The organism is Salipiger sp. ABN3_019, assembly GCF_056158605.1.
Genome location: NZ_JBSWTP010000010.1, coordinates 508,321 through 529,545 on the forward strand (window position 1 = coordinate 508,321; position 21,225 = coordinate 529,545).

Consider the following 21,225-nt stretch of genomic DNA (forward strand, 5'->3'; position numbering starts at 1 on the left):
GCGGGCCCCCCGGGATATTTCGATCTAGACGAAGCGGCTATTCGGCGGCCTGCGGCACGCGGCGATCCACGTCGAGGCCGCCGCGGAAAACGCGTGAGCTGCGCAGATCCGCCTCGGTGATGGTCGAAAGCGCTTCGGCGCCGAGCGGGCCTTTCGCCTCGTTGAACAGCCGGTTGGCCTGCCGCAGCCGGGCGCGGTCGAGCGCGTTGCGGATCGAGCGGGCGTTGGCGAAATGCGGCTGGCCGCGGCGGGCGGTGATATAGTCGGCCATGGCGGCGCGCGCCGCATCGTCGAACGCGTAGTTCTGCGCGCCCAGCATGATCTGCGAGATCTGCAGAAGCTCGTCGTCGCTGTAGTCGGGAAACTCGATGTGATGGGCGATGCGCGAGCGAAAGCCGGGGTTGCTTTCGAAGAAGCGGTCCATGCGATCGGCGTAGCCGGCGAGGATCACCACCAGATCGTCGCGGTTGTTCTCCATCACCTGCAGCAGGATCTCGATCGCCTCCTGCCCGTAGTCGCGCTCGTTCTCTGGGCGGTAGAGGTAATAGGCCTCGTCGATGAAGAGCACGCCGCCCATGGCCTTTTTCAGCACTTCCTTGGTCTTGGGGGCGGTGTGGCCGATGTATTGGCCCACGAGGTCGTCGCGGGTGACGGTGACGAGATGGCCTTTGCGCACGTAGCCCAAGCGGTGCAGCAGGTCGGCCATCTTCAGCGCCACGGTGGTCTTGCCGGTGCCGGGGTTGCCGGTGAAGGACATGTGCAGGGTCGGCGTTTCGGTGGCGAGCCCCAACTGGCGGCGCGCCTTGTCGACCAGCAGCAGCGCGGCAGTTTCGCGGATGCGCGCCTTGACCGGGGCGAGGCCGATCATCGTCTCGTCAAGCTCGGCCAGCACCTCGCGCACGCCGCTGCCCTCGAAGGCGGCGGCAAGATCGACGGTGGTGGGGCGCTCGGGGTGTTCAGTGGGGGCTGGTTCGGTCTCAGTCTGCGGGGTCTCGGTCATCTCGGGCTCCGAACTCGGGGGGCTGCGGCTGGGGTGGGGCGTCCTGCTTGGACTGGAAGAGGACGCCCCGCTGCCCGCGCCCAAGGAGGTTCGGGCGCGGGAAGGGCACGGGTGTAAACGCGTTCAGGCGTAGCGGCGGCCCTCGGGCTCGCGCACGGCATAGCTTTCGATCGTATAGCGGATGCTGCGGCCCTCGCCCTCTTGGCGCACGACGCGGAAGCCGGGCTCTTCGGCGGGGCGGCCCGCAATGAAGCTCATGCGGATCGACTCCCATCCGGCGGAACTGTCGAAGGCGATGACGCGGATGTATTTCCCGCCATGTTCCTTGCGGCACTCATTGACCTCGAAGACCACGGCGGCGGCGTCTGGATTGTCGAACATCGGGTGGCCCCACATCTCCCAGTAGGTATTCCGTGGGTGCGGATCGTCGGTGTATTCGACCGATACGGCCCAGCCGTTGTCGATGGCGTATTGGGCCTGCGCGTGGATGTCGTCGTCCGTCAGGTCGGGCAGGAAGCTGAACTGGCCTTGTCTCAGTTTCATCGGGGATCTCCTTTGGCGATCTGGCTCTGCCGGGGCGGCAGCGTGGTGGGATGAGGGGCCGAGGGCGCATGCGCCAGCGGCAGGGGCGGCGCGGCGCCCGGGGCGAGGGGCAGGCGGCTCATGCCGAGACCTCGGGGGTCGGCGCGAAGTCGGGCGCGTCGGTGGAGGCGTAGTTGAAGCTGACGTCCTTCCAGGTATCGAGCGCCTGCTTGAGCGGGGTGCAGCTGCGCGCGGCATCGCGCAGGATATCCGGCCCCTCGTTCCAGATGTCGCGCCCGGCGTTGCGGGCAAAGACCATCGCCTCGAGCGCCACGCGGTTCGCCGTCGCCCCGGCCTCGATGCCATGCGGGTGGCCGATGGTGCCGCCGCCGAACTGCAGCACCACGTCCTCGCCAAGATACGTCAGCAGCTGGTGCATCTGCCCGGCGTGGATGCCGCCCGAGGCGACGGGCATCATCTTGTTGAGCGAGGCCCAGTCCTGATCGAAGAAGATGCCATTCTCGAGCGCCATCGGGTTCCGCTCTTCGCGGAAGATGTCGTAGTACCCTTTGGTGGTGGCCGGATCGCCCTCGAGCTTGCCGACCACGGTGCCCGCGTGCAGGTGATCGACCCCGGCAAGGCGCATCCATTTGGCGATGACGCGGAACGACACGCCGTGGCTGCGCTGGCGGGTGTAGGTCGAATGCCCGGCGCGGTGCAGGTGCAGGATCATATCGTTGTCGCGCGCCCATTTCGCCATGGACTGGATCGCGGTATAGCCGATCACCAGATCGATCATGATGATCACCGAGCCCAGCGACTTGGCGAACTCGGCGCGGGCGTACATCTCTTCCATCGTGCCGGCGGTGACGTTGAGATAGGTGCCCTTCACCTCGCCGGTGGCGGCAGAGGCGCGGGCCACCGCTTCCATGCAGTAGAGGAAGCGGTCGCGCCAATGCATGAAGGGCTGGCTGTTGATGTTCTCGTCGTCCTTGGTGAAGTCGAGCCCGCCCTTCAGCGCCTCATAGACCACACGGCCATAGTTGCGGCCCGAGAGACCGAGCTTGGGCTTCACCGTGGCGCCCAGCAGCGGGCGGCCGTAGGCGTTGAGCCGCTCGCGCTCGACGACGATGCCGGTGGCGGGGCCCTGAAAGGTCTTCACATAGGCGACCGGCAGCCGCATGTCCTCGAGCCGCAGGGCCTTGAGCGGCTTGAAGCCAAACACATTGCCGATGATCGAGGCGGTGAGATTGGCGATGCTGCCCGGCTCGAAGAGATCGAGGTCATAGGCGATATAGGCAAAGAACTCGCCTTCGGAGTTGGGCACCGGATCGACGCGGTAGGCCTTGGCGCGGTATTTTTCGCAGTTGGTGAGCCGGTCGGTCCAGACCACGGTCCAAGTGGCGGTGGAGCTTTCGCCAGCGACGGCGGCGGCGGCTTCGACCGGGTCAACGCCATCCTGAGGCGTGATCCGGAAGAGCGCGATGATGTCGGTGTCGGCGGGGGTGTAGTCCGGCTCCCAATAGCCCATCTGGGCGTATTTCATCACGCCAGCGGAGTAGCGCTTCTTGGCGTCGGTGACTGTGGACATGTCGTTCATGGGGTGGTCCTCCTCCTCAGGATGTCTCAGGCCGCGCGGTCGGCGGCGATGCGGGGGGCGAGCGCGCCGCTGGCGTAGCGGCGGGCCATGTCGTCGAGGCTGATCGGGGTGATCTTTCCGGCCTGACCGGCGGTGCCGAAGCGCTCGAAACGGTCGGTGCAGAGCGCTTCGAGTTCCTTCATCGCGGGGATCATGAACTTGCGCGGGTCGAACTCCTCGGGCTTGTCCATCGCCACTTTGCGGAACTGGCCGGTCATCGCCATGCGGCAGTCGGTGTCGATATTCACCTTGCGCACGCCCATGCGGATGCCGCGCTCGATCTCCTCCACCGGCACGCCGTAGGTCTGCGGCATATGCCCGCCGCTTGCGTTGATCAGGTCCTGCAGATGCTGCGGCACCGAACTGGAGCCATGCATGACAAGATGCGTGTCGGGCAGCTTTTCGTGGATCGCGGCGATGGTCTTCATCGACAGGATGTCGCCATCGGGGGCGCGGGTGAACTTATAGGCGCCATGGCTGGTGCCGCAGGCGATGGCGAGCGCGTCGCATTGGGTGGCGAGCACGAAGTCCACCGCCTGATCGGGATCGGTGAGCAGCTGCGAGTGGTCGAGCTTGCCTTCCGCGCCCGAGCCATCCTCGGCCGCCGCCTCGCCGGTTTCCAGCGAGCCCAGTACGCCCAGCTCTCCTTCGACGCTGGCGCCGACGGCATGGGCGGCGCGGGTGACCCGCGCGGTGATCTCGACGTTGTAGTCGTAAGACGCGGGGGTCTTCATATCCTCTTCGAGGGAGCCGTCCATCATCACCGAGGTGAAGCCGTGGCGGATCGCCGAGAGGCAGGTGGCGTCGTTGTTGCCGTGGTCCTGATGCAGCACGATCGGATTGCGCGGGTACATTTCCGCCAGCGCTTCGACCATGTGGCGCAGCATGATATCTCCGGCGTAGAGGCGCGCGCCGCGGCTGGCCTGCAGGATCACCGGCGCATCGCAAGCCTCGGCGGCGCGCAGGATCGCCAGACCCTGCTCCATGTTGTTGATGTTGAAGGCGGGCACGCCGTAGCCCTGTTCGGCGGCGTGATCCAGAAGCTGTCTCAGGGTGATAAGTGGCATTGGGTCTCCTCCCTTCGGGGATCAGGCGTCTTGCAGCGAGGCGGGGGCCTCGGCGCCGATGAGCTTGCCCATCGCCACGGCGGTGTCGGCCATGCGGTTGGAAAAGCCCCATTCGTTGTCGTACCAGGACAGGATCCGCACCATCCGCCCGGCCATGACTTTGGTCTGGTCCATGTGGAACACCGAGCTGTGCGGGTCGTGGTTGAAATCGGTCGAGACATTGGGCTGATCGGTGTAGCCCAGCACGCCCTTGAGCGGCCCGTCGGCGGCGGCGCGGATCGCGGCGTTGACCTCATCGACCGTGGTGTCGCAGGCCGCCTCGAACACCAGATCGACCACCGACACGTTCGGTGTGGGCACGCGGATCGCCACGCCGTCGAGCTTGCCATTGAGCTCGGGCAGCACAAGGCCCACGGCCTTGGCGGCACCGGTGCTGGTGGGGATCATCGACTGCGCGGCGGCGCGGGCGCGGTAGAGGTCCTTATGCATCGTATCCAGCGTCGGCTGATCGCCGGTGTAGCTGTGGATCGTGGTCATGAAGCCCTTTTCGATGCCGATGGCGTCGTTCAGCGCCTTGGCCACCGGCGAGAGGCAATTGGTGGTGCAGGAGGCATTCGAGACGACCACATGCTCGGGACGCAGCTCGCGATGGTTCACGCCAAAGACCACGGTCTTGTCGACGCCCGAGGCGGGGGCCGAGACCAGCACGCGCTTTGATCCGTTCTGCAGATGCAGCGCCGCCTTGTCGCGGTCGGTGAAGATGCCGGTGCATTCGAGCGCCACGTCGACGCCCTCCCACGGCAAATCCGCGGGGTTGCGCAGGGCGGTCACTTCGATCGGCCCGCGGCCAAGGTCGATGCTGCTGCCGCGCACCGTCACCTCGCCGGGAAAGCGCCCGTGCACGCTGTCGAAGCGCAGCAGATGGGCGTTGGTCTCCACCGGGCCGAGATCGTTGATGGCGACCACCTCAATGTCGGTGCGGCCCAATTCCGCGATGGCGCGGAGCACATTTCTCCCGATACGGCCGAAGCCGTTTATGGCAACCCTGACTGTCATCCCTGATCCTTTTCCTGATTTACTGCAGGTTCTTGGCGAGGCGGGCGACCGCCTCTGCGGTGATGCCGAAATGGCGGTAGAGGTCCGGTGCGGGGGCCGAGGCGCCAAAGCCGGTCATGCCGACAAAGCCGTCCGCGGGGCGCAGCATGAGACACCAGCCTTGCCGGACCGCGGCCTCGATGCCGATGCGCGGCGCCTCGCCGAGGATCTCGGCGCGGTACTCGGGCGGCTGCTGCTCGAAAAGCTCGAAGCAGGGGGCCGAGACCACCGCGGCGCTGACGCCTTCCTCGGCCAGAAGATCGGCGGCGGCGAGCGCCAGTTCGACCTCGGAGCCGGTGGCGATGAGCGTCACGTCGCGCTGGGCGGGGCCCTTCAGCACATAGGCGCCGCGGGCGGTGAGGTTCGTCTCTACATGGCGGCTGCGCACGGTGGGCAGCCCCTGCCGCGACAGGCACAGCACCGAGGGCGTGCGGCTCTGCGCCATCGCCAGCGCCCAAGCTTCGGCGGTCTCCACCGCGTCGGCGGGGCGGAACACCAGCATGTTCGGCATGGCGCGCAGGCTGGCGATGGTCTCGACCGGCTGGTGCGTCGGGCCATCCTCGCCGAGGCCGATGCTGTCATGGGTCATCACATAGGCGACCGGCACACCCATCAGCGCCGAGAGCCGCATCGCCGGGCGGCAGTAGTCGGCGAAGGCGAGGAACGTGCCGCCGTAGGGCTTCAGCCCGCCGTGCAGGGCGATGCCGTTCATCGCCGCAGCCATGCCATGCTCGCGGATGCCATAGTGGATGTAATCGCCCGAGTAATCGGCGGCGCTCACCGGGCGCATGCCCTTGGTGCGGGTGTTGTTCGAGCCGGTGAGATCCGCCGAGCCGCCGACGGTGTTGGGCAGCGTGCCGTTGACCACCTCGAGCGCCATCTCGCTGGCCCTGCGGGTCGCCACCTTGGGGGCGTCCTGCGAAAGGCGATGCTTATAGGCGTTGATGGCGGCATCGAGCGCCTTGGCATCCACCGGGGCAAACGCGGCGCGGAAGGCCTCGGCCTGCGGGTCGTCCCCGAGCCTGCGGGTCCAGGCCCGCCGCGCCTCGCCGCCGCGCGCGGCCACGGCGCGCCATGCGTCCGTGACCTCGGGCGGGATCTCGAAGGCCGGGAGGGACCAGTCAAGCGCCTCGCGCGCGGCGGCGATTTCTTCGGCCCCCAGCGGGGCACCATGCACGTCATGCGAGCCCTGCTTGTTGGGCGCGCCGTAACCGATCACCGTGCGGCAGGCGATCATCGAGGGCCGGTCATCGGCGCGGGCGATTTCGATGGCGGCGGCGATGGCTTCCTTGTCGTGGCCGTCCACCGCCTGCAGATGCCAGCCCGCGGCGCGGAAGCGCGCCTGCTGGTCGGTCGAGGTCGATAGCTCGGTGCTGCCGTCGATGGTGATGCGGTTGTCGTCCCAGAGCAGGATCAGCCGCGACAGGCTCAGGTGGCCGGCAAGGTCGATGGCCTCGTGGCTGATGCCCTCCATCAGGCAGCCGTCCCCGGCGATGACATAGGTGTAATGGTCCATCAGCGCATCGCCGAAACGGGCGTTCAGCATGCGCTCGGCCAGCGCCATGCCGACGGCGGTCGAGATACCCTGACCGAGCGGGCCGGTGGTGGTCTCTATGCCCTTGGCGTGGCCGTATTCCGGATGGCCTGCGGTGCGCGAGCCAAGCTGGCGGAACCGTTTGATCTCTTCGATCGGCATGTCGTCATAGCCGAGCAGATGGTGGATCGCATAGACCAGCATCGAGCCGTGCCCGGCGCTCATCACGAAACGGTCGCGGTCGGGCCAGAGGTGGGTCTTGGGATCGAGCGTGATGAAGCGGTTGAACAGCACCGTCGCCACATCCGCCATGCCCATCGGCGCGCCGGGATGCCCCGAGTTCGCCTGCTGCACCGCGTCCATGGTCAGCGCGCGGATCGCATTGGCCATCAGGTCTTCGGTGGCGGTGACCTTGGTCTGAACGTTCATGTCGTCTCCTCCAATCAGGCGCGCTTGCTCTCGGTCACGAGGCGCTGGACCATGGGCGTGAAGATGAGTTGCATCGCCAGATCCATCTTGCCGCCGGGGATCACGATGGAATTGGCGCGGCTCATCCAGCTGTTCTGGATCATCGAGGTGAGATACGGGAAATCGATGCCGCGCGGGTTGCGGAAGCGGATCACCACGAGGCTCTCGTCGGCGGTGGGGATCCAGCGCGCGATGAACGGGTCGGAGGTGTCGACCACCGGCACGCGCTGGAAGTTCACGTCGGTCTGGATGAACTGCGGGCAGATGCAGTGCACATAGGCGTGCATCCGGCGCAGGATGGTGTCTGTCACCGCCTCGGTGGTGTAGCCGCGGCTGGCCTTGTCGCGGTAAATCTTCTGGATCCATTCAAGGTTGATCACCGGCACCACGCCGATCTTGAGATCCGCCAGCGCCGCGAGGTTCACCGCGTCATTCGCCACCGCGCCATGCAGCCCCTCGTAAAACAGCAGGTCGCTGCCCTCGTCAAAGCTCTCCCAGTCGGTGAAATTGCCCGGCGGGGTGTTCCAGCGCGCGGCTTCATCGTCGTCGTGCACATAGTGACGGGTGCGCCCGGTGCCGGTCTCGCCATAGGTGCGGAAAATCTCTTCCAGCTCCCCCAGCTCATTGGCATCATAGGAAAAATGCGAGAAGGTCTCATCCCCGGAAGACTTCCGCGCCTCCAGTTCGGCCTTCATGTCGGCGCGGTTGTAGCGGTGGAAGGCGTCGCCCTCGATGCTGACGGCGGTGATCCCCTCGCGGCGGAAGATCTGGTCGAAGGTCGCCTTGACCGTGGTCGTGCCCGCGCCCGAAGAGCCGGTGACTGAGATGATGGGATGCTTCTTGCTCATGGGTCTTTGGGTTCCGTGAATCTCGGGTCTGGGACGCAGGCTCAGGTTTGGGCTCAGGCTTCGGCTCAGGCTTCGGCTCAGGCGCGGAACAGGCCGCGGTTGCCGAAGAGGGCAGAGACCTCCTGATCGGGCAGGTCGTGGTAGGCGGCGACGTGATCCACCTTGCCCGCCGAGCCGAAGACAAAGGGCGTGCGGGCGTGCAGGCTGTCGGGGATCAGGTCGAGGATGCGTGTGGTGCCATCGGTGGCATGGCCCTGCGCGGCCTCGATCAGCAGGGCGATCGGGGCGCATTCATAGACCATGCGCAGCCGTCCGGCCTCATAGCCGGGGCGGGCGTCGGCGGGGTAGAGAAACAGCCCGCCGCGCATCAGGATGCGGTGCGTCTCGGCCACCAGCGAGGCGATCCAGCGCATGTTGAAATTGCAGGCGCGCGGCCCCTCGGCGCCGGCGAGGCAGTCGTCGATATAGGCGCGGATCGGCTTCGACCAGTGACGGTAGTTCGAGGCGTTGATGGCAAACTCGGTGCTGCCGCCATCGACGGCGACGGCACCGCTGAGCAGGGTGAAACGCCCGGTCTCGGGATCGAGGATATGGTGCTGCAGCGCATCGCCGAAGCTCAGCATCAGCATCACCTGCGGGCCGTAGATCACATAGCCCGCGGCCAGTTGTTCGTGTCCGGGGCGGAGGAAGGTCTCCGCCCCGGTCTCGCGGGCGGCACGGAGGGAGAAAATCGTGCCGATCGAGACGTTGGTTTCGATATTCGACGAGCCGTCGAGCGGGTCGATGGCCAGCGCCAGCGTGCCCTCGGAGTCGATAAGCTGCACATCGGCGCGCTCTTCCGAGGCGTACCAGCGCACACCGGTGCCGCGCATCGCCTCGGCGAAGGCCTCGTCGGCGATGAGGTCGAGCGCCTTTTGCGCGTCGCCATCGGTGTTGTCGCCCACATGCGCCGCCATCTGCCCGTCGAGCGGGCCGCGGGCGATGCGGTGGGCAAGGTCGCGGGCGACCCGGCCAACGGCCTCGAGAGCCGGGCGCAGGGCATCCGGGATCGGCGCCTCCGCTGGGAATGCGTTCGTGTCGGTCATCAAGGCCTCCTCCTCCTCGACGGGTGACGTGGCCTTGATCTTGGCGATGTGAGCTTGTTAGAAAATTTAAAATTTCTGACTTCAAATTAGAGGAAATTTAATGCGCCGACTTGCCTCGCTGACGCTGAAACAGTTGCGCTCTCTGGAAGCTGTTGAAAGAACAGGGTCTATTTCGCGCGCGGCCGAAGAGCTCGGGCTGACGGCCCCGGCGGTGCACAGCCAGTTGAAGGCCTTGGATCAGACTTTCGGATGCGTCCTGCTGACGCGGGCAGGGGCGGGAAAATTCCATGCCACGCCCGAGGGCGCGGCGCTTTTGCAGGCGTGGGAGACGGCAGAGGCGGGGTTTCGCCGGGCGCTGCAGCAAATCGACGCGCTGCAAAAGGGCATGGCGGGCAGCGTGGTTCTGGGGGTGGTCTCGACCGGCAAGTATTTCGCCCCCGGGATCGTCGCGCGGCTGCGCAAGGCCTGCCCCGAGATCGAGATCGTCCTTGAGGTCGGCAACCGCGACCGGATCATCGCGGCGCTGCAGGACGGGGCGCTGGATCTGGCGATCATGGGGCGTCCGCCGCGCGAGCCCGCGGTCGAGGCGCTGTCGATCGGCGATCACCCGCATGTGCTGATCGCGCCGCCCGACCATCCGCTTGCGGGCCGCGCCGAGATCACCGCCGAGGAGGTGCTGAGCGACATGATCCTGATGCGCGAGCCGGGGTCGGGGACGCGCATCCTCGCCACCCGCTTTCTCGACCGGATCGGCGAGGGCAAACCCTATGCGCGCGCCGAGATGAACTCCAACGAGACGATCAAGCAGGCGGTGATCGCCGGGCTGGGGATCGCGCTCATCTCGTATCACACGGTCGCCGAGGAGTTGCGCAGCGGGCGGCTGGTCACGCTGGATTTGCCCGGCCTGCCGATCATGCGCCACTGGTTCCTGCTGCACCGCGCCGACATGCCCATAACTGGCGCTGCGCGCACCGTCTGGGATTTCATCGCCGCCGAGCGCGCCGGGTTCCTGCCCAGTTGGCCGGTCGCGTGATCGGGTGATGCTCAGCGGGGCCCGTGGTGCGCGCTTGCGACAAGGGCGATGGCGCGCGTGCCAGCCGACAGTCGGAGCCCGCCTGCATCCTCATGCGCGGTGATCGTCTCGCCGGGATCAAGATTGCCCAGATACACGATCTCCCGCCGCGCCAGAGCGGTCCGAGAGGGCTGCGCCATCTCCGCCAGCTTCGAGAATGTCGGAAAGTAGAGCAGGCCGACCGCGTTGAAATCCAGCGCAGGCAGCGGCGCGTAGTCCAAAATGGGCGCAGTCGGAGGGCATCTGTCGCGGGCATGTCTGGCGCGATCACGGGCGCGGCGGTGGACCTTTTCGAGCGCCAGTGTCGGCGGCGGCAGATCGGCCAGTCCCGGAAGACTGCTGCGCAGTAGCTTGCGGTTGGAGCCACTGCCGTCGTGCCGCAGGAAGCAGCTGATCATGCGCAACGTGCCAAGCGGGCCATGCGTGCCGCGAAAGTGATGCTCCGAGCCGATCCGGTTTGGGGCCAACTCGTGCAGGCTTGAGGTGATCTGCACCTCGGTGCCAAGCAGCCCACCGGTGGGCGGTTCAAGCGCCAGTTCGGTGGCGCAGAAGGCGGCGTAGACGGGATGCCCCTCGGCATCGTGGAAGGCGATGCCACTCTGGCCGAGCGCCTCTGCGATCAGGCCCCAGTGGCGGTCTCCGCCATCGCGCAGCAGCCATTGTTCCGACAGGCCGAAGGGCGAGAGCATCATCATCCCGAGCGGCAGAGTGTCCTGACGCTCGATCCGGCGCGGGGTGCCAATGGCGCGCAGCGCGGTGCCCGCCATCAGCCCGCCACCCGCTGCGCCACGCCAGCCAACTGTGCGGCGATCTGCTCGGCGAGGTGGTGGCTGTCTTCTTCGATGCCAAGGAAACGCCCCGAGCCCCAAGTGTTCAGCCAGCCGAGGCCGATGAAATGCAGACCCGGGTGATCGGTCACGCCGCGGTCAAAGACGGGCTTGCCGCGGGCATCGAAGACATCCGCCTCGATCCACGTATAATCGGGGCGAAAACCGATGGCCCAGAGCACCGAGGTGATGCCCGCCTCGGCGAGGTCGATCTCGGTGCGTTCCGCTTCCGGCTCCCAAAGCTCCTCGAAGGGTGGCTCTTCTGGCGCGTCGATGCCTTCGCGAGCGATATAAGCGTCGATCTGGGTGCGGATGCCGACGTAGGAGCGGTCGGCGTCGTCGAGGTTCTTCGTCAGGTCGGGCAGGAATTTCACCGTGGTCCCGTCCATATCCGCCAGAGAGCCGTAGAGCTCGACGCCTTGCTCGACATGGAAACGGCGCAGGTCGATCTCTTTGCCGCCGTCGCGGCCCGACATGTAGTGGTTGGTCTGGGTCAGCGCCTTCACCGGGTCGGGGTGCTCGGCGATGGTGATCGCATAGTGCCCGGCGTCATACAGCCAGTCGGTGGCATCACGGCCCCGATACTTGCGCGGGCTGCGCGGCGCGGGGCCGACGGCGAGGTGGACGTCGCGCCCCGCGCGGCAGAAATCCTCCATCAGTTGCACGCCCGACTGGCCGGTGCCGACGATCAGCACGCCGCCCTCGGGGAACTGGTCGACATTGCGGTAGTCGACCGAGTGCATCTGAAAGACCTCAGGCGAGAGGTTCTTGGCGTAGGGCGGCTCGATCGGCGTGTCGTAGCCGCCGGTGGCGATCACCACCTGATCGCAGGTCCATGTGCCGATCGAGGTCTCGACGGTGAAGCCGCCCGCCGCGACCGGAGCCACGCGGGTCACTTCGACGTTCTCGCGCAGGTCGGGCTGCGCCATCGCGACAAAGGCGTCGACGTAGTCGGTGATCTCGTCCTTGAGCATGAAGCCGCCCGGATCGGTGCCGCCATACTCGCGGTCATAGTGAAAATCGGGCAGGCGGCACTGCCAGTTTGGGGTGACGAGGCAGAAGCTGTCCCAGCGGCTGTTGCGCCACGAATGAAACTTCTCGTGCCGCTCGAAGACAATGCTATCGATACCTTTCTTCTTGAGGCAGTAGGCGGTCGACAGGCCTGCCTGTCCGCCACCGACGATCACCACGGGGATATGCGGGGTCTGGGTGTCTTTCATCGTCTCCATCCTCATTGAGAGATGTGCAGGCAGGCGATTTCAGCGCCCTCCTGATCCTTGAATGTCGCGAGCTTGGCCTCGATCCGGTCGAGCTGATCCATGGCCGAGCTGCAGGCAAACCCATATTTGCGCTGCACCCGGTTCGAGGCGCGCTCCATGGCGATGCGGGCGCGCTGCAGGAAGTCGTCCGCCGGGTAGCTCTGGCCGGGCTCGAAGACCTCGGCCACGACGCTGGAGGGGGAGTAGAGCTTTTCCTCGGCGCCGTCGGGCCAACGGACGGTCCAGAATGTTTCAGGCATGGCAGGCTCCAAGATCGAGATAGGGGGTTTGCGCGTGGTCCCAGAAGAGCGCGCTTTCGGTTCCGTCGCCGAGGGTCACGGCGGACCCGTCCGTGACGCGCGCGATGGCGCAGGCGTCGATGCCGCGCGCGCAGAAGCGGGCGCAGACGGCGTTGGCGTTTTCTGGCGCGACCGACAGCAGGAAGCCGAAGCTGGGGAAACTGCGCAGCCAGCGCTCGGCGGCGATGCCGGGCGGCGGGGTCAGGGCGGTGACGTCGATGTCGATCCCGACGCTTGAGCATTCCGCCAGCATCAACGCGGTGCCGATGATGCCGCCCTGGCTGATGTCCTTTCCGGCGCGGGTCAACTCGTCCTCGGCCAGCGTCGGCAGCAGCTCCAGATCGCGGCGCAACCGGTCGGGCGGGGCATCGAGCGCGGCGCAGAAATTGTCGAAGTTGCGGTAGCTGCCGCGATGGTCCACAGCGGCGATGAGCAGATCGCCGGGCGCGGCGTGAAAGCTGGTGATCAGCCGCTGCGCCTTACCAAAGACCGAGGCCGCGAGGCCGAGCGTCGGGGCGGAAAGGTTGGTGTGCCCGCCCACCAGCGGCACGCCATAGGCGGCGGAGGCGTCGCGCAGGCCCTGCAGCAGCGGCGCGGCGGCCTCGGCGCTTGGCGCCCAGACCTGATCGACCACGGCGGCGCTGCGCCCGCCCATGGCCGCGATGTCCGACAGGTTCACCATCACCGCGCACCAGCCCGCGAACCACGGATCGTCTTCGATGAAGGCGGGGATGAAACCCTCGCCCGCCAGCAGGTCAAAGCCGCCGTCGCGGGGCAGGGCGGCGGCATCGTCGCCGGGGCGTCCGGCGCTGGCGGCACTGAGGCCAAGCGCCCGCGTCGCCCGCGCGATGCCCAGCTTCGAGCGGATCGAGGGGTGGTCGCGCAGCCGTCCGGCGAGCGCGTCTAGATCGCTCTTCGTCATCTGCGCAGCTCGCGGGTGCGGGGGCGGTGGTACCAGCCGGTGACCGGATCGGCGCAGGGCGGGTAGTGGCTCAGGTCCGCCTCCATCTTCATGTGCGGCGTGCCGTGGATCGTCACCTCTTCCAGCGGACGCCAGCGCAGGCGGCGGAAGAGCGTGACGTTCTGCATCTGCACATGCGCAAGAAAGCGATCGCAGCCGCGCGCGTTGGCGGTGCAGACGGCAAGGCGGATCAGTTCGGCCCCGAGCCGCCCCACGGCGCGGAAATCGCTGTCCACCGCCAGCCGCGAGCCCCACCAGTGGCGCGGGGCCTCTTCGTGGATACGCACCGTGCCGACCACCTGATCGGCCTCATGGGCGTAGGTCGACAGCGCCACCAGATGCGTGGCGATAAGGTCGATGTCGTCGCGGTCGTGGGCGGGGAAAATGCCCTGCTCCTCGACAAACACCCGGTGGCGCAGGCCCGCCGCGCCCTCTGCCTCGAAGCGTTTCGAGGCGGCGCGGATGTAATAGCCGGGGCTGCTGAACAGGCGCGGTTCAAGCTCGATCATGCCGACGCTCCCAGGGCTGTCTCCTGCGCCGTTCCCTTTTCTGGCACCTTCAGTTTCTCATAGCTCGACAGGGCCGAGCAGGCGCCGCATTTGCCGCAGCCCGCCTTCATGTCCGCCGAGCGTATGCCGGCGTGGGCGATCATCTGGCCGAGCGGCTGCAGGATCGAGGCCATGAACTCGGACGACGGCGCCGGGTGGCTTTCCAGCGGCGTGCCCGAGATCGGCACGAAGGGCACGACGAAGGGATAGACCCCCATGGCGCAGAGCTTTTCACCCATTTCAAGGATCGCCTCGCGCGTGTCGCCAAGGCCGGCAAGGATGTAGGTCGAGACCTGCCCGCGCCCGAAGACCTTCACCGCCGCCTCGAAGCTGGAGAAGTATTTCTCCAGCGGTACCGAGGCTTTGCCGGGCATGATGCGCGCGCGCACCTCGGGCGTGACCGCTTCGAGATGCATCCCGAGCGTGTCGATCCCGGCGTCAAACATGCGCTGGTGCCATGCATCGTCCTCGGGAGGCTCGCACTGGCCTTGTAGTGGCAGATCGACGGCGGCCTTGATCGCCTCGGCACTCTCGCAGAGCACCTTGGCGCCGCGGTCCTTGCCTGCCGGGGTGCCGGTGGTCAGCACCATATGGGTGACGCCATCCAATTCCACCGCTGCCTTGGCGACCTCGGCAAGCTGCGCGGGCGTCTTATGGGCGATGGTGCGGCCCGCCGCGAGGCTCTGACCGATCGAGCAGAACTGGCAGGTCTTCTTGCGGCTCTCGTAGCGAATGCAGGTCTGCAGCACCGTGGTCGCCAGCACGTCCTTGGAATGCAGCGCGGCGATGTGGCTGTAGGGAATGCCGTCCGCGGTCTTGAGTTGGTAGAACTTTGCGCGGGTCGGGAAGCGCACGGTCGCCACCTCGGCGCCGTCGCGGGTGACATGGGCCTCGCCGGTGTCGTCGGGGGCCGACACCAGATAGGGGCTGTCGAAGCTGGGTGCGGTATGGACCGGGATCATCACCGTGCGGGCGCCGATGGTGATCGCCTTGTGGTCCGAGGGGCCCGCGCCGCCGCGGCGGCTTTCCTGCCCGGCGCGCGGATCGACGAGGCGCATGCCGTGGGTCTGAAGTTCGTTGATGAGCTGGGCGTGATCAAGCATCGGGGCGGCCCTCCTCGGGCAGGGGTTCCGGCTCGGCCATGGGAGTGCTCATAGGCGCGGCCTCACAGGTGTGGCGGGTGACGGCGGGGCGGGTGTCATGCACCAGCGACAAAAGCTCGGGCCGTGCGTAGTGGCCGACGCTGTCCATCATGCGCTTGCGCTTGGCGACGAGCTTCATGTCGAGATCGGCGATCAGGATGCCTTCGCCTTCGGTCAGCGGCTCGGCGAGGTGACGACCCTCGGGCGAGATGATGCAGGTCATGCAGCCGCTGCGCATGGCCTTCTGCAATTTCGGATCGGGGTGGATCTGGGCGATCTGCTCTTCGGTCAGCCAGCCGGTGGAGTTCACCACGAAGCAGCCCGACTCCAGCGCGTGGTGGCGCATGGTGACCTCGATCTGGTCGCGAAAGATGTCGCCCACGAGGCTGCCGGGGTAGTGGCCCGCGTGGATCTCTTCGTGCTGGGTCATCAGCGCGTAGCGGGCGAGCGGGTTGTAATGCTCCCAGCAGGCCAGCGCGCCGACGCGGCCCACCTTTGTGTCGACCACCTTGAGCCCGGCGCCATCGCCCTGACCCCAGACCATGCGCTCATGGTAGGTGGGGGTGATCTTGCGCCGTTTCAGCGCCAGCGTGCCATCTGCGTCAAAGATGAGCTGGGTGTTGTAGAGCGAGCCATGGTCGCGCTCGTTCACCCCCAGCACCACCACGACGCCGCGCTTGCGGGCGGCATCGGCCACGGCCTGCGTCTCGGGCGAGGGGACAACCACGGCTTCCTGCATCAGTTCCAGATGCGGCGCGCCCTGCTGAACGGGCGGCAGCACGAAGCTGAAATAGGGGTAATAGGGCACGAAGGTCTCGGGGAAGACGATGAACTGCGCGCCTTTGCCCGCAGCCTCGGCAATCGCGTTGAGCACGCGCTCGATCGTGCCCGCGCGCCCGGAAAGGTCCGGGGCGATCTGGACGGCGGCGGCGCGGATAGTGTCGGTTCGCATGGGCTTGCCTTTGCAGACGTCGGGAAAAGGGGCCGGGCCGGGGAGCGGGCGGCCGGGCGTCCGGGGGCGGATGCATGCCCCCGGACAAGAGGGATCACACGGTCCAGGTGTCGAGGATCACCGCATTGGCCTTCTTGTGCAGCAGGATGCAGTCGAGCACGTCCTGCGGCGCGATGGGGGTGATGCCGGGCAGCAGCGAGGGCTCGCCGTGGCCGTAGAGCGCCTGCAGCGCGAAGCGGCAGGCGTAGACCTTGCCGCCTTCGCCCATGAACTTGTTGAGGTTCACCGCGAAGTTCTGGTGGCCGGGGAAGGCCTCGTCGCCGAGCGTCGGGAAACCGCGCTGGATGCCAAGGGTCACGCCGGGGCCGTAGAGCAGGATCGACGTCTCATAGCCTTTGCGATTGAGGCGGATTGCATTGAGAATGTTGACGAGGCCGATCGAGCCTTCGAAGGCGACGGTATGGAAGGTCACAAGCGCCTTCTCGCCTTCGTCGGCCTTCACATCTTCGAAGACCTTTTCTTCATAGTTGACGAAAAAGTCTCCGTCCTTGTGTGCTTCTTTGGTAACCTGAGGCATCTTGCCCTCCTTGTCGCTGCGTGGAGACAGGATGCTGGGCGGAAAATGATTCACTCAATGCGCAGTTCAATATGCATACAATAATAATGACAATAAACATGCATTCCGCGTAATCTTTAGACGAAGTTTTGAGCTTTCGCCGGTTCGGCGGGCAATGTCTGTCTGGACCCGTGGCGCGCAGGGCTGAGGAATTGCGCTGATGCATACAATTGCCCTTCAATTCCAAGAATTGATCCGCTAAGGCTGGGTCGAACAGGAGTTGAAGCAGATGATTGACTGGTCTCCCCAGCTGACCGACAGCGGCAAGCCGCGCTACCTTGCCATCGCCGATGCGATCGCCCGCGATATCGAGCAGGGGCTCTTGGGCAGTGGTGACCGGCTGCCGCCGCAGCGGCGGCTCGCCGCCAGTCTCGGCATCGACTTCACCACCGTCTCGCGCGCCTATGCCGAGGCGCAGGCGCGCGGTCTGGTCGACAGCCATGTGGGCCGCGGCACCTTCGTGGCCGAGCGCGCCGCCGCGCCCGCCGCGGACCCCGAGCGCAAGCGCGCCGAGGATCTGTCGATGAACATGCCGCCTGAGCCCACGGACCCGGACCTCGTAGGCCGTATGAAGGGCGGGCTCGACTATGTCTCGGCCAATCTCATCGACCTTCTGCGCTACCAATCGCCCATTGGATCCGAGCGTGACCGCACCGCCGCCTCGAGCTGGCTGAGCATGCGCGGCATGGTGCCCTCGTTGGAGCGCATCGCGGTGACGCCGGGCGCTCATGCCACCATGGCGGCGATCCTGTCGATCATCACCAAGCCCGGCGACACGGTGCTTTGCGAGCGGGTCACCTATCCCGGCATCCGCAATATCGCGGCGCGCTTCGGCGTGACGCTGGTCGGGCTGGATATGGACGCGCAGGGCGTGACGCCCGAGGCATTGAGCGCGGCCATCGCCGAGCATCGGCCCAAGGCGCTTTACCTCAACCCGACGCTGCAGAACCCGACCACGCTGACCATCCCGGTCGAGCGGCGGCTGGCGCTGGCCGAGGTGCTGCGGTCCGAGGGGCTAACGCTGATCGAGGATGACGCCTATGGCTTCATCCCCGCCAAGTCCCCAGCGCCCATCGCGCTCTCGGCACCCGACCTGACGTGGCACATTGGCGGGCTGGCGAAATGCATCGGGGCGGGGCTGCGGCTGGCCTTCACCATTGCGCCGTCGCCGCGCTGCGCCTTCCGGCTGGCGCAGGCGATCCGGGCGCTGTCGGTGATGCCCTCGCCGCTGTCGATGGCGCTGACCACGCAGTGGATCGAGGATGGCACCGCCGACGGCATCCGTCGCTTTATCCGCGCCGAAAGCGCCGCGCGGCAGGCCATCGCGCGCGAGGCGCTGGAGGGGACGGAGTTCACCGCCGCCGAGAATGCCTTCAACATCTGGCTGACCCTGCCCAAGGGAGCGGGCCGCGCCGATATCGTCGCGCGCATGGCCGGGCGGCAGCTTGGGGTCATGCCCTCTGACGCCTTCACCGTCGCCGGCGCGCCGGGCGAGAAGCTGCGGGTCTGTCTGGGCGGTTCTGTTACCCGCGAGGCGCTGCGCGAGAACCTCTACTTCCTTGGCAACACGCTGGCGCCCAACGCCTTTATGGGGTGACGTCGGGTATCCGGGCGCGGCGTCAGACACGGGGCACGTGCCAGCCAGAGGGGGCGAGCCGCCCCGCGCGGCTGCCTCACTGAGCACAACTACTGCACCACATTCCGTTTGGACCTGCGCATGATCTTTCCCCGTTTGACCGCTCCGCTGCCGCGCTTCATCGCCGCGAGCGCCGTGACCAACCTTGGCGACGGCATCGCGGTGGTGGCATGGGCGTGGGTGGCGACGCTGCTGACCCGCGATCCGCTGCTGGTGGCGCTGATCCCGGTGGCGCTGCGGCTGCCATGGGCGATCTTCGCCATCCCTGCGGGCATCGTCACCGACCGGGTGAACCGCAAGATGCTGATCCTCACCGCCGACGTGGTGCGGGCCATCGCCTTCGTGATCGCGGCCTTTGCCATCCACCTCGCGACGCCGCTGCCGCCCGCGCCAGAGAGCGGCCTTGCCGACCCGATGCTCTTTGCGGTGCTGGGGATCACCGCGCTGTTGATCGGGGCCGCCGAGGTGTTCCGGGACAATGCCGCGCAGACGGTGCTGCCGTCGCTTGTGCCCTCCGATAAGCTCGAAAGCGCCAACGGCCAGCTGTGGAGCGCCGAGCTGACCGCGAATGCGCTGGCGGGGCCCGCGCTTGGGGCCTTTCTGCTGGCCGAGGCGGTGGCGCTGCCCTTTGCCTTCAACATCGCGGCCTATGCGCTGGCGGTGGCGCTGGTGGCGCGGCTGAAGGTGCGCCCGCGCAGCCGGACCCGAGGCCGGCGTGACTGGAAGGCCGAGTTCCGGCAGGGCTTCGAGTTTCTCATGAAAGCGCCGATGCTGCGCATGCTTGCCGTGCTGACCGGGCTTTGGAACATGTGCCATCAGATGGTGGTGATGGCGCTGGTGCTGCACGTGCAAGAGAACCTCGGCGCCGGGCCGCGGGCCTATGGGGTGATGCTGGCAGCGGGCGCTATCGGCGGGGTGATCGGCGGCGTCATCGGTGGGCATGTGGCGGCGCGGCTGGGGCGGGGGCGCACGGCGCAATGGGCGTTGTTGCTCAGTTCGGCGAGCTTCTTGCTGATCCCTTGGATGCCGGACCCGGTGAGCCTTGCACTGGTGCTGGCCGCCTTCGGCCTGTTCGGCGTGACGTGGGACGCGGTCTCGGTGGCTTACCGCCAGCGGATGATCCCCGACGAGATCCTTGGGCGGGTCACCTCGCTCTACCGGCTGACCACATGGGGCATGATGCCGGTGGGGCTGCTGCTCTCGGGCTGGCTGGTGCGGGTGGGCGAGCCGGTACTGGGACGGAGCGCGGCGCTTGAGCTGCCGTTCTTCGTGGCCGGGGCCACGACCGTGGGGCTGACCGTCATGGCGTGGGCACGGGTCGGGCGGGGCTTTGCAGAACCCGGAGCGGCGGTGCGCACAGGCTGACGGCGGGCCCCAGAGGCGCCAGCCGTCATACGCCCCGATGTGCCGTGGCGGCGGCGCGGATTTCGCTCAGCAGCAGGTTCTGCGCCTGCGTGGGGATCCAATCGGCCCGCAGGGTGAGCCCGATGGGCCGGTTCCGCCAGTGCCCGGCCACATCCAACGGCAGCAGCGCGCCGTTCGCGATCTCTGCCTCGGCTTGCGCCGCCGAGATGCAGCCAAGGAAGTCTCCACGCATCAGCAACTCGCGCATGAACAGGATGGAGCCCGCCTCGATCACGCTTTTGGGTCCGCCGCCGGGCAGCCCTTCGAAAAACCCGTCGAATTGCGCGCGCGAAGGGGTGCCCGCCCGCGGCACGACCCACATTTGCCCGGCGAGGTCTGCGGCGGTCAGGGCGCTTGCGCCGAGCAGCGGATGGCCGGGGCGGGCCAGCATGGCGAGCGTGTCGTCAAACAGCGGCTCCTGCACGACATCGCGGATCGGTGCCGGATCGCGCAGCGCGCCGAGGATCAGGTCGACGTCGCCGCGCCGAAGCCCCGCCAGAAGATCGTCGTACAGCCCGTCGACCACGAGGATCGGCTGATGCGGCCGCTGCGCGCGAAATGCGGCGATGGCCTGCGGCAGCAGCACCGAGCGGGCCATGGGCAGCGCGCCGATCACCAGCCGGCCAACCTCGCGCCCGTCGATCTCGGCAAGGTCCGCCTCGGCCTGCTCCAGTTCCGCAAAGGCCAGACGCGCGGCCTGCGCCAGCTTTGCGGCGGCGCGGCTGACCACCAGCCCGTTGTGCCGCCGCTCGAAGAGTTGCTGGCCCGCCTCGCCCTCAAGCTGGGTGATGGCGCGGTGCACCGTGGGCTGGGCGTGGCCAAGCTGGCGCGCGGCGAGGCAAAGGCGTGGCGAGAGCGCTTCGAGCACCGGGTCGATCCGCGCGAAGGCCCGCGTGACCCGCGTCCCCAACAGCGCGCCGCGCTCGGTCGCAAAGACGCCCTGCCGCGACCGCTCGAAAAGCGCGCCGCCCGCCTGAGTTTCGAGCTTGCCCAAAGCCTGCGTGACCGCGGGCTGCGAGACATGGGTGCGGGCTGATGCCTGCGTCAAAGAACGCAGTTCAAGCACCGCAAGGAAAACCCGCAGATGCCTCAGGTTGCGCGAAATCATCACGCGATCACCGCCCCGTGCCGGGCTGAACTGGAAGGCTCTCTCTGTCTGAGCATGACGTCTCTTCTCTGCATTTGTCCCGCAGTCTTTGGCATGAACCCTGCCAACTCTCCATCAGCTATAGCCAGTTCTTATCCTAACGC

General features: G+C 67.1%; 21 protein-coding genes. 3 read left to right on the forward strand and 18 right to left on the reverse strand.

Annotation, left to right across the window (positions count from 1 at the left end):
• Positions 1-37: 37 nt before the first annotated feature.
• The 9 genes from cbbX to ACXAD2_RS24415 form a co-directional block, all read right to left on the reverse strand.
• Complete coding sequence (gene cbbX / locus ACXAD2_RS24375; RefSeq protein WP_475176284.1) at positions 38-1,000, reverse strand: CbbX protein; 963 nt, start codon at positions 998-1,000, stop codon at positions 38-40.
• A gap of 123 nt (positions 1,001-1,123) precedes the next feature.
• Entirely contained in the window at positions 1,124-1,543 is a 420-nt protein-coding gene (locus ACXAD2_RS24380; RefSeq protein WP_066109363.1) for a ribulose bisphosphate carboxylase small subunit, read from the reverse strand.
• Positions 1,540-1,665: a hypothetical protein gene (locus tag ACXAD2_RS24385; protein WP_475176290.1), complete on the reverse strand. Its 126-nt coding sequence runs from the start codon at positions 1,663-1,665 to the stop codon at positions 1,540-1,542. The genes ACXAD2_RS24380 and ACXAD2_RS24385 overlap by 4 nt, the downstream gene beginning before the upstream one ends.
• The gene (locus ACXAD2_RS24390; RefSeq protein ID WP_066109366.1) at positions 1,662-3,122 is read right to left on the reverse strand and encodes a form I ribulose bisphosphate carboxylase large subunit; all 1,461 of its coding nucleotides are present in this window, start codon (positions 3,120-3,122) and stop codon (positions 1,662-1,664) included. Before ACXAD2_RS24390 ends, ACXAD2_RS24385 begins: the two co-directional genes overlap by 4 nt.
• Before the next feature lie 26 nt (positions 3,123-3,148).
• Positions 3,149-4,228, reverse strand: coding sequence for a class II fructose-bisphosphate aldolase (fba, locus tag ACXAD2_RS24395; protein ID WP_475176294.1), 1,080 nt, complete (start codon positions 4,226-4,228; stop codon positions 3,149-3,151).
• A 21-nt stretch (positions 4,229-4,249) separates the two neighbouring features.
• Positions 4,250-5,284: a type I glyceraldehyde-3-phosphate dehydrogenase gene (gene gap, locus ACXAD2_RS24400; RefSeq protein WP_475176296.1), complete on the reverse strand. Its 1,035-nt coding sequence runs from the start codon at positions 5,282-5,284 to the stop codon at positions 4,250-4,252.
• Between the two features lie 19 nt (positions 5,285-5,303).
• A complete protein-coding gene (gene tkt / locus ACXAD2_RS24405; RefSeq protein ID WP_475176299.1) occupies positions 5,304-7,286 on the reverse strand; it encodes a transketolase in 1,983 nt (660 codons plus the stop codon).
• Positions 7,287-7,300: 14 nt separating this feature from the next.
• On the reverse strand, positions 7,301-8,173 hold the full coding sequence (locus tag ACXAD2_RS24410; protein ID WP_475176303.1) for a phosphoribulokinase: 873 nt from the start codon (positions 8,171-8,173) through the stop codon (positions 7,301-7,303).
• A gap of 77 nt (positions 8,174-8,250) precedes the next feature.
• Complete coding sequence (locus ACXAD2_RS24415; protein ID WP_475176308.1) at positions 8,251-9,258, reverse strand: class 1 fructose-bisphosphatase; 1,008 nt, start codon at positions 9,256-9,258, stop codon at positions 8,251-8,253.
• A gap of 100 nt (positions 9,259-9,358) precedes the next feature.
• Here ACXAD2_RS24415 and cbbR point away from each other — a divergent pair, with 100 nt between their 5' ends.
• Positions 9,359-10,291, forward strand: coding sequence for a LysR family regulator CbbR (cbbR, locus tag ACXAD2_RS24420; protein ID WP_475176313.1), 933 nt, complete (start codon positions 9,359-9,361; stop codon positions 10,289-10,291).
• A gap of 11 nt (positions 10,292-10,302) precedes the next feature.
• Here the strand turns inward: cbbR and ACXAD2_RS24425 are convergent, their stop codons facing one another.
• The 8 genes from ACXAD2_RS24425 to ACXAD2_RS24460 form a co-directional block, all read right to left on the reverse strand.
• Complete coding sequence (locus tag ACXAD2_RS24425) at positions 10,303-11,097, reverse strand: Pnap_2097 family protein (RefSeq protein WP_475176316.1); 795 nt, start codon at positions 11,095-11,097, stop codon at positions 10,303-10,305.
• The gene (locus ACXAD2_RS24430; protein ID WP_475176321.1) at positions 11,097-12,377 is read right to left on the reverse strand and encodes an MSMEG_0569 family flavin-dependent oxidoreductase; all 1,281 of its coding nucleotides are present in this window, start codon (positions 12,375-12,377) and stop codon (positions 11,097-11,099) included. Before ACXAD2_RS24430 ends, ACXAD2_RS24425 begins: the two co-directional genes overlap by 1 nt.
• Before the next feature lie 11 nt (positions 12,378-12,388).
• The gene (locus ACXAD2_RS24435) at positions 12,389-12,676 is read right to left on the reverse strand and encodes an MSMEG_0570 family nitrogen starvation response protein (protein WP_066108963.1); all 288 of its coding nucleotides are present in this window, start codon (positions 12,674-12,676) and stop codon (positions 12,389-12,391) included.
• On the reverse strand, positions 12,669-13,637 hold the full coding sequence (locus ACXAD2_RS24440) for a sll0787 family AIR synthase-like protein (RefSeq protein ID WP_475176326.1): 969 nt from the start codon (positions 13,635-13,637) through the stop codon (positions 12,669-12,671). The genes ACXAD2_RS24435 and ACXAD2_RS24440 overlap by 8 nt, the downstream gene beginning before the upstream one ends.
• A complete protein-coding gene (locus ACXAD2_RS24445) occupies positions 13,634-14,185 on the reverse strand; it encodes an MSMEG_0567/Sll0786 family nitrogen starvation N-acetyltransferase (protein ID WP_475176329.1) in 552 nt (183 codons plus the stop codon). The genes ACXAD2_RS24440 and ACXAD2_RS24445 overlap by 4 nt, the downstream gene beginning before the upstream one ends.
• Positions 14,182-15,327 carry an MSMEG_0568 family radical SAM protein gene (locus ACXAD2_RS24450; RefSeq protein ID WP_475176331.1) on the reverse strand — a complete coding sequence of 382 codons (1,146 nt, stop codon included), beginning with the start codon at positions 15,325-15,327 and terminating at the stop codon, positions 14,182-14,184. Before ACXAD2_RS24450 ends, ACXAD2_RS24445 begins: the two co-directional genes overlap by 4 nt.
• Positions 15,320-16,318 (reverse strand): Nit6803 family nitrilase, encoded by a 999-nt coding sequence (locus ACXAD2_RS24455; protein WP_066109402.1) that lies wholly within the window; start codon positions 16,316-16,318, stop codon positions 15,320-15,322. The genes ACXAD2_RS24450 and ACXAD2_RS24455 overlap by 8 nt, the downstream gene beginning before the upstream one ends.
• Before the next feature lie 94 nt (positions 16,319-16,412).
• Positions 16,413-16,895: an MSMEG_0572/Sll0783 family nitrogen starvation response protein gene (locus tag ACXAD2_RS24460; protein WP_066108978.1), complete on the reverse strand. Its 483-nt coding sequence runs from the start codon at positions 16,893-16,895 to the stop codon at positions 16,413-16,415.
• A 268-nt stretch (positions 16,896-17,163) separates the two neighbouring features.
• Between ACXAD2_RS24460 and ACXAD2_RS24465 the strand changes: the two genes are divergently transcribed.
• Both ACXAD2_RS24465 and ACXAD2_RS24470 read left to right on the forward strand, forming a co-directional pair.
• On the forward strand, positions 17,164-18,531 hold the full coding sequence (locus ACXAD2_RS24465; protein ID WP_224905029.1) for an aminotransferase-like domain-containing protein: 1,368 nt from the start codon (positions 17,164-17,166) through the stop codon (positions 18,529-18,531).
• 120 nt (positions 18,532-18,651) lie between these two features.
• Positions 18,652-19,935 (forward strand): MFS transporter, encoded by a 1,284-nt coding sequence (locus tag ACXAD2_RS24470; protein ID WP_475176341.1) that lies wholly within the window; start codon positions 18,652-18,654, stop codon positions 19,933-19,935.
• A 25-nt stretch (positions 19,936-19,960) separates the two neighbouring features.
• Here the strand turns inward: ACXAD2_RS24470 and ACXAD2_RS24475 are convergent, their stop codons facing one another.
• Positions 19,961-21,082 carry a LysR family transcriptional regulator gene (locus ACXAD2_RS24475; RefSeq protein ID WP_475176343.1) on the reverse strand — a complete coding sequence of 374 codons (1,122 nt, stop codon included), beginning with the start codon at positions 21,080-21,082 and terminating at the stop codon, positions 19,961-19,963.
• Between the last annotated feature and the right edge of the window lie 143 nt (positions 21,083-21,225).

Coding starts and splice junctions, on each gene's coding strand:
- tkt (WP_475176299.1), bottom strand. CDS start 7,286: ATGAACGTTCAGACCAAGGTCACCGCCACCGAAGACCTGATGGCCAAT.
- ACXAD2_RS24465 (WP_224905029.1), top strand. CDS start 17,164: ATGATTGACTGGTCTCCCCAGCTGACCGACAGCGGCAAGCCGCGCTAC.
- ACXAD2_RS24385 (WP_475176290.1), bottom strand. CDS start 1,665: ATGAGCCGCCTGCCCCTCGCCCCGGGCGCCGCGCCGCCCCTGCCGCTG.
- ACXAD2_RS24415 (WP_475176308.1), bottom strand. CDS start 9,258: ATGACCGACACGAACGCATTCCCAGCGGAGGCGCCGATCCCGGATGCC.
- ACXAD2_RS24470 (WP_475176341.1), top strand. CDS start 18,652: ATGATCTTTCCCCGTTTGACCGCTCCGCTGCCGCGCTTCATCGCCGCG.
- ACXAD2_RS24425 (WP_475176316.1), bottom strand. CDS start 11,097: ATGGCGGGCACCGCGCTGCGCGCCATTGGCACCCCGCGCCGGATCGAG.
- ACXAD2_RS24450 (WP_475176331.1), bottom strand. CDS start 15,327: ATGCTTGATCACGCCCAGCTCATCAACGAACTTCAGACCCACGGCATG.
- gap (WP_475176296.1), bottom strand. CDS start 5,284: ATGACAGTCAGGGTTGCCATAAACGGCTTCGGCCGTATCGGGAGAAAT.
- ACXAD2_RS24430 (WP_475176321.1), bottom strand. CDS start 12,377: ATGAAAGACACCCAGACCCCGCATATCCCCGTGGTGATCGTCGGTGGC.
- ACXAD2_RS24460 (WP_066108978.1), bottom strand. CDS start 16,895: ATGCCTCAGGTTACCAAAGAAGCACACAAGGACGGAGACTTTTTCGTC.
- ACXAD2_RS24445 (WP_475176329.1), bottom strand. CDS start 14,185: ATGATCGAGCTTGAACCGCGCCTGTTCAGCAGCCCCGGCTATTACATC.
- ACXAD2_RS24440 (WP_475176326.1), bottom strand. CDS start 13,637: ATGACGAAGAGCGATCTAGACGCGCTCGCCGGACGGCTGCGCGACCAC.
- ACXAD2_RS24475 (WP_475176343.1), bottom strand. CDS start 21,082: ATGATTTCGCGCAACCTGAGGCATCTGCGGGTTTTCCTTGCGGTGCTT.
- ACXAD2_RS24390 (WP_066109366.1), bottom strand. CDS start 3,122: ATGAACGACATGTCCACAGTCACCGACGCCAAGAAGCGCTACTCCGCT.
- ACXAD2_RS24455 (WP_066109402.1), bottom strand. CDS start 16,318: ATGCGAACCGACACTATCCGCGCCGCCGCCGTCCAGATCGCCCCGGAC.
- ACXAD2_RS24435 (WP_066108963.1), bottom strand. CDS start 12,676: ATGCCTGAAACATTCTGGACCGTCCGTTGGCCCGACGGCGCCGAGGAA.
- fba (WP_475176294.1), bottom strand. CDS start 4,228: ATGCCACTTATCACCCTGAGACAGCTTCTGGATCACGCCGCCGAACAG.
- cbbR (WP_475176313.1), top strand. CDS start 9,359: ATGCGCCGACTTGCCTCGCTGACGCTGAAACAGTTGCGCTCTCTGGAA.
- cbbX (WP_475176284.1), bottom strand. CDS start 1,000: ATGACCGAGACCCCGCAGACTGAGACCGAACCAGCCCCCACTGAACAC.
- ACXAD2_RS24410 (WP_475176303.1), bottom strand. CDS start 8,173: ATGAGCAAGAAGCATCCCATCATCTCAGTCACCGGCTCTTCGGGCGCG.
- ACXAD2_RS24380 (WP_066109363.1), bottom strand. CDS start 1,543: ATGAAACTGAGACAAGGCCAGTTCAGCTTCCTGCCCGACCTGACGGAC.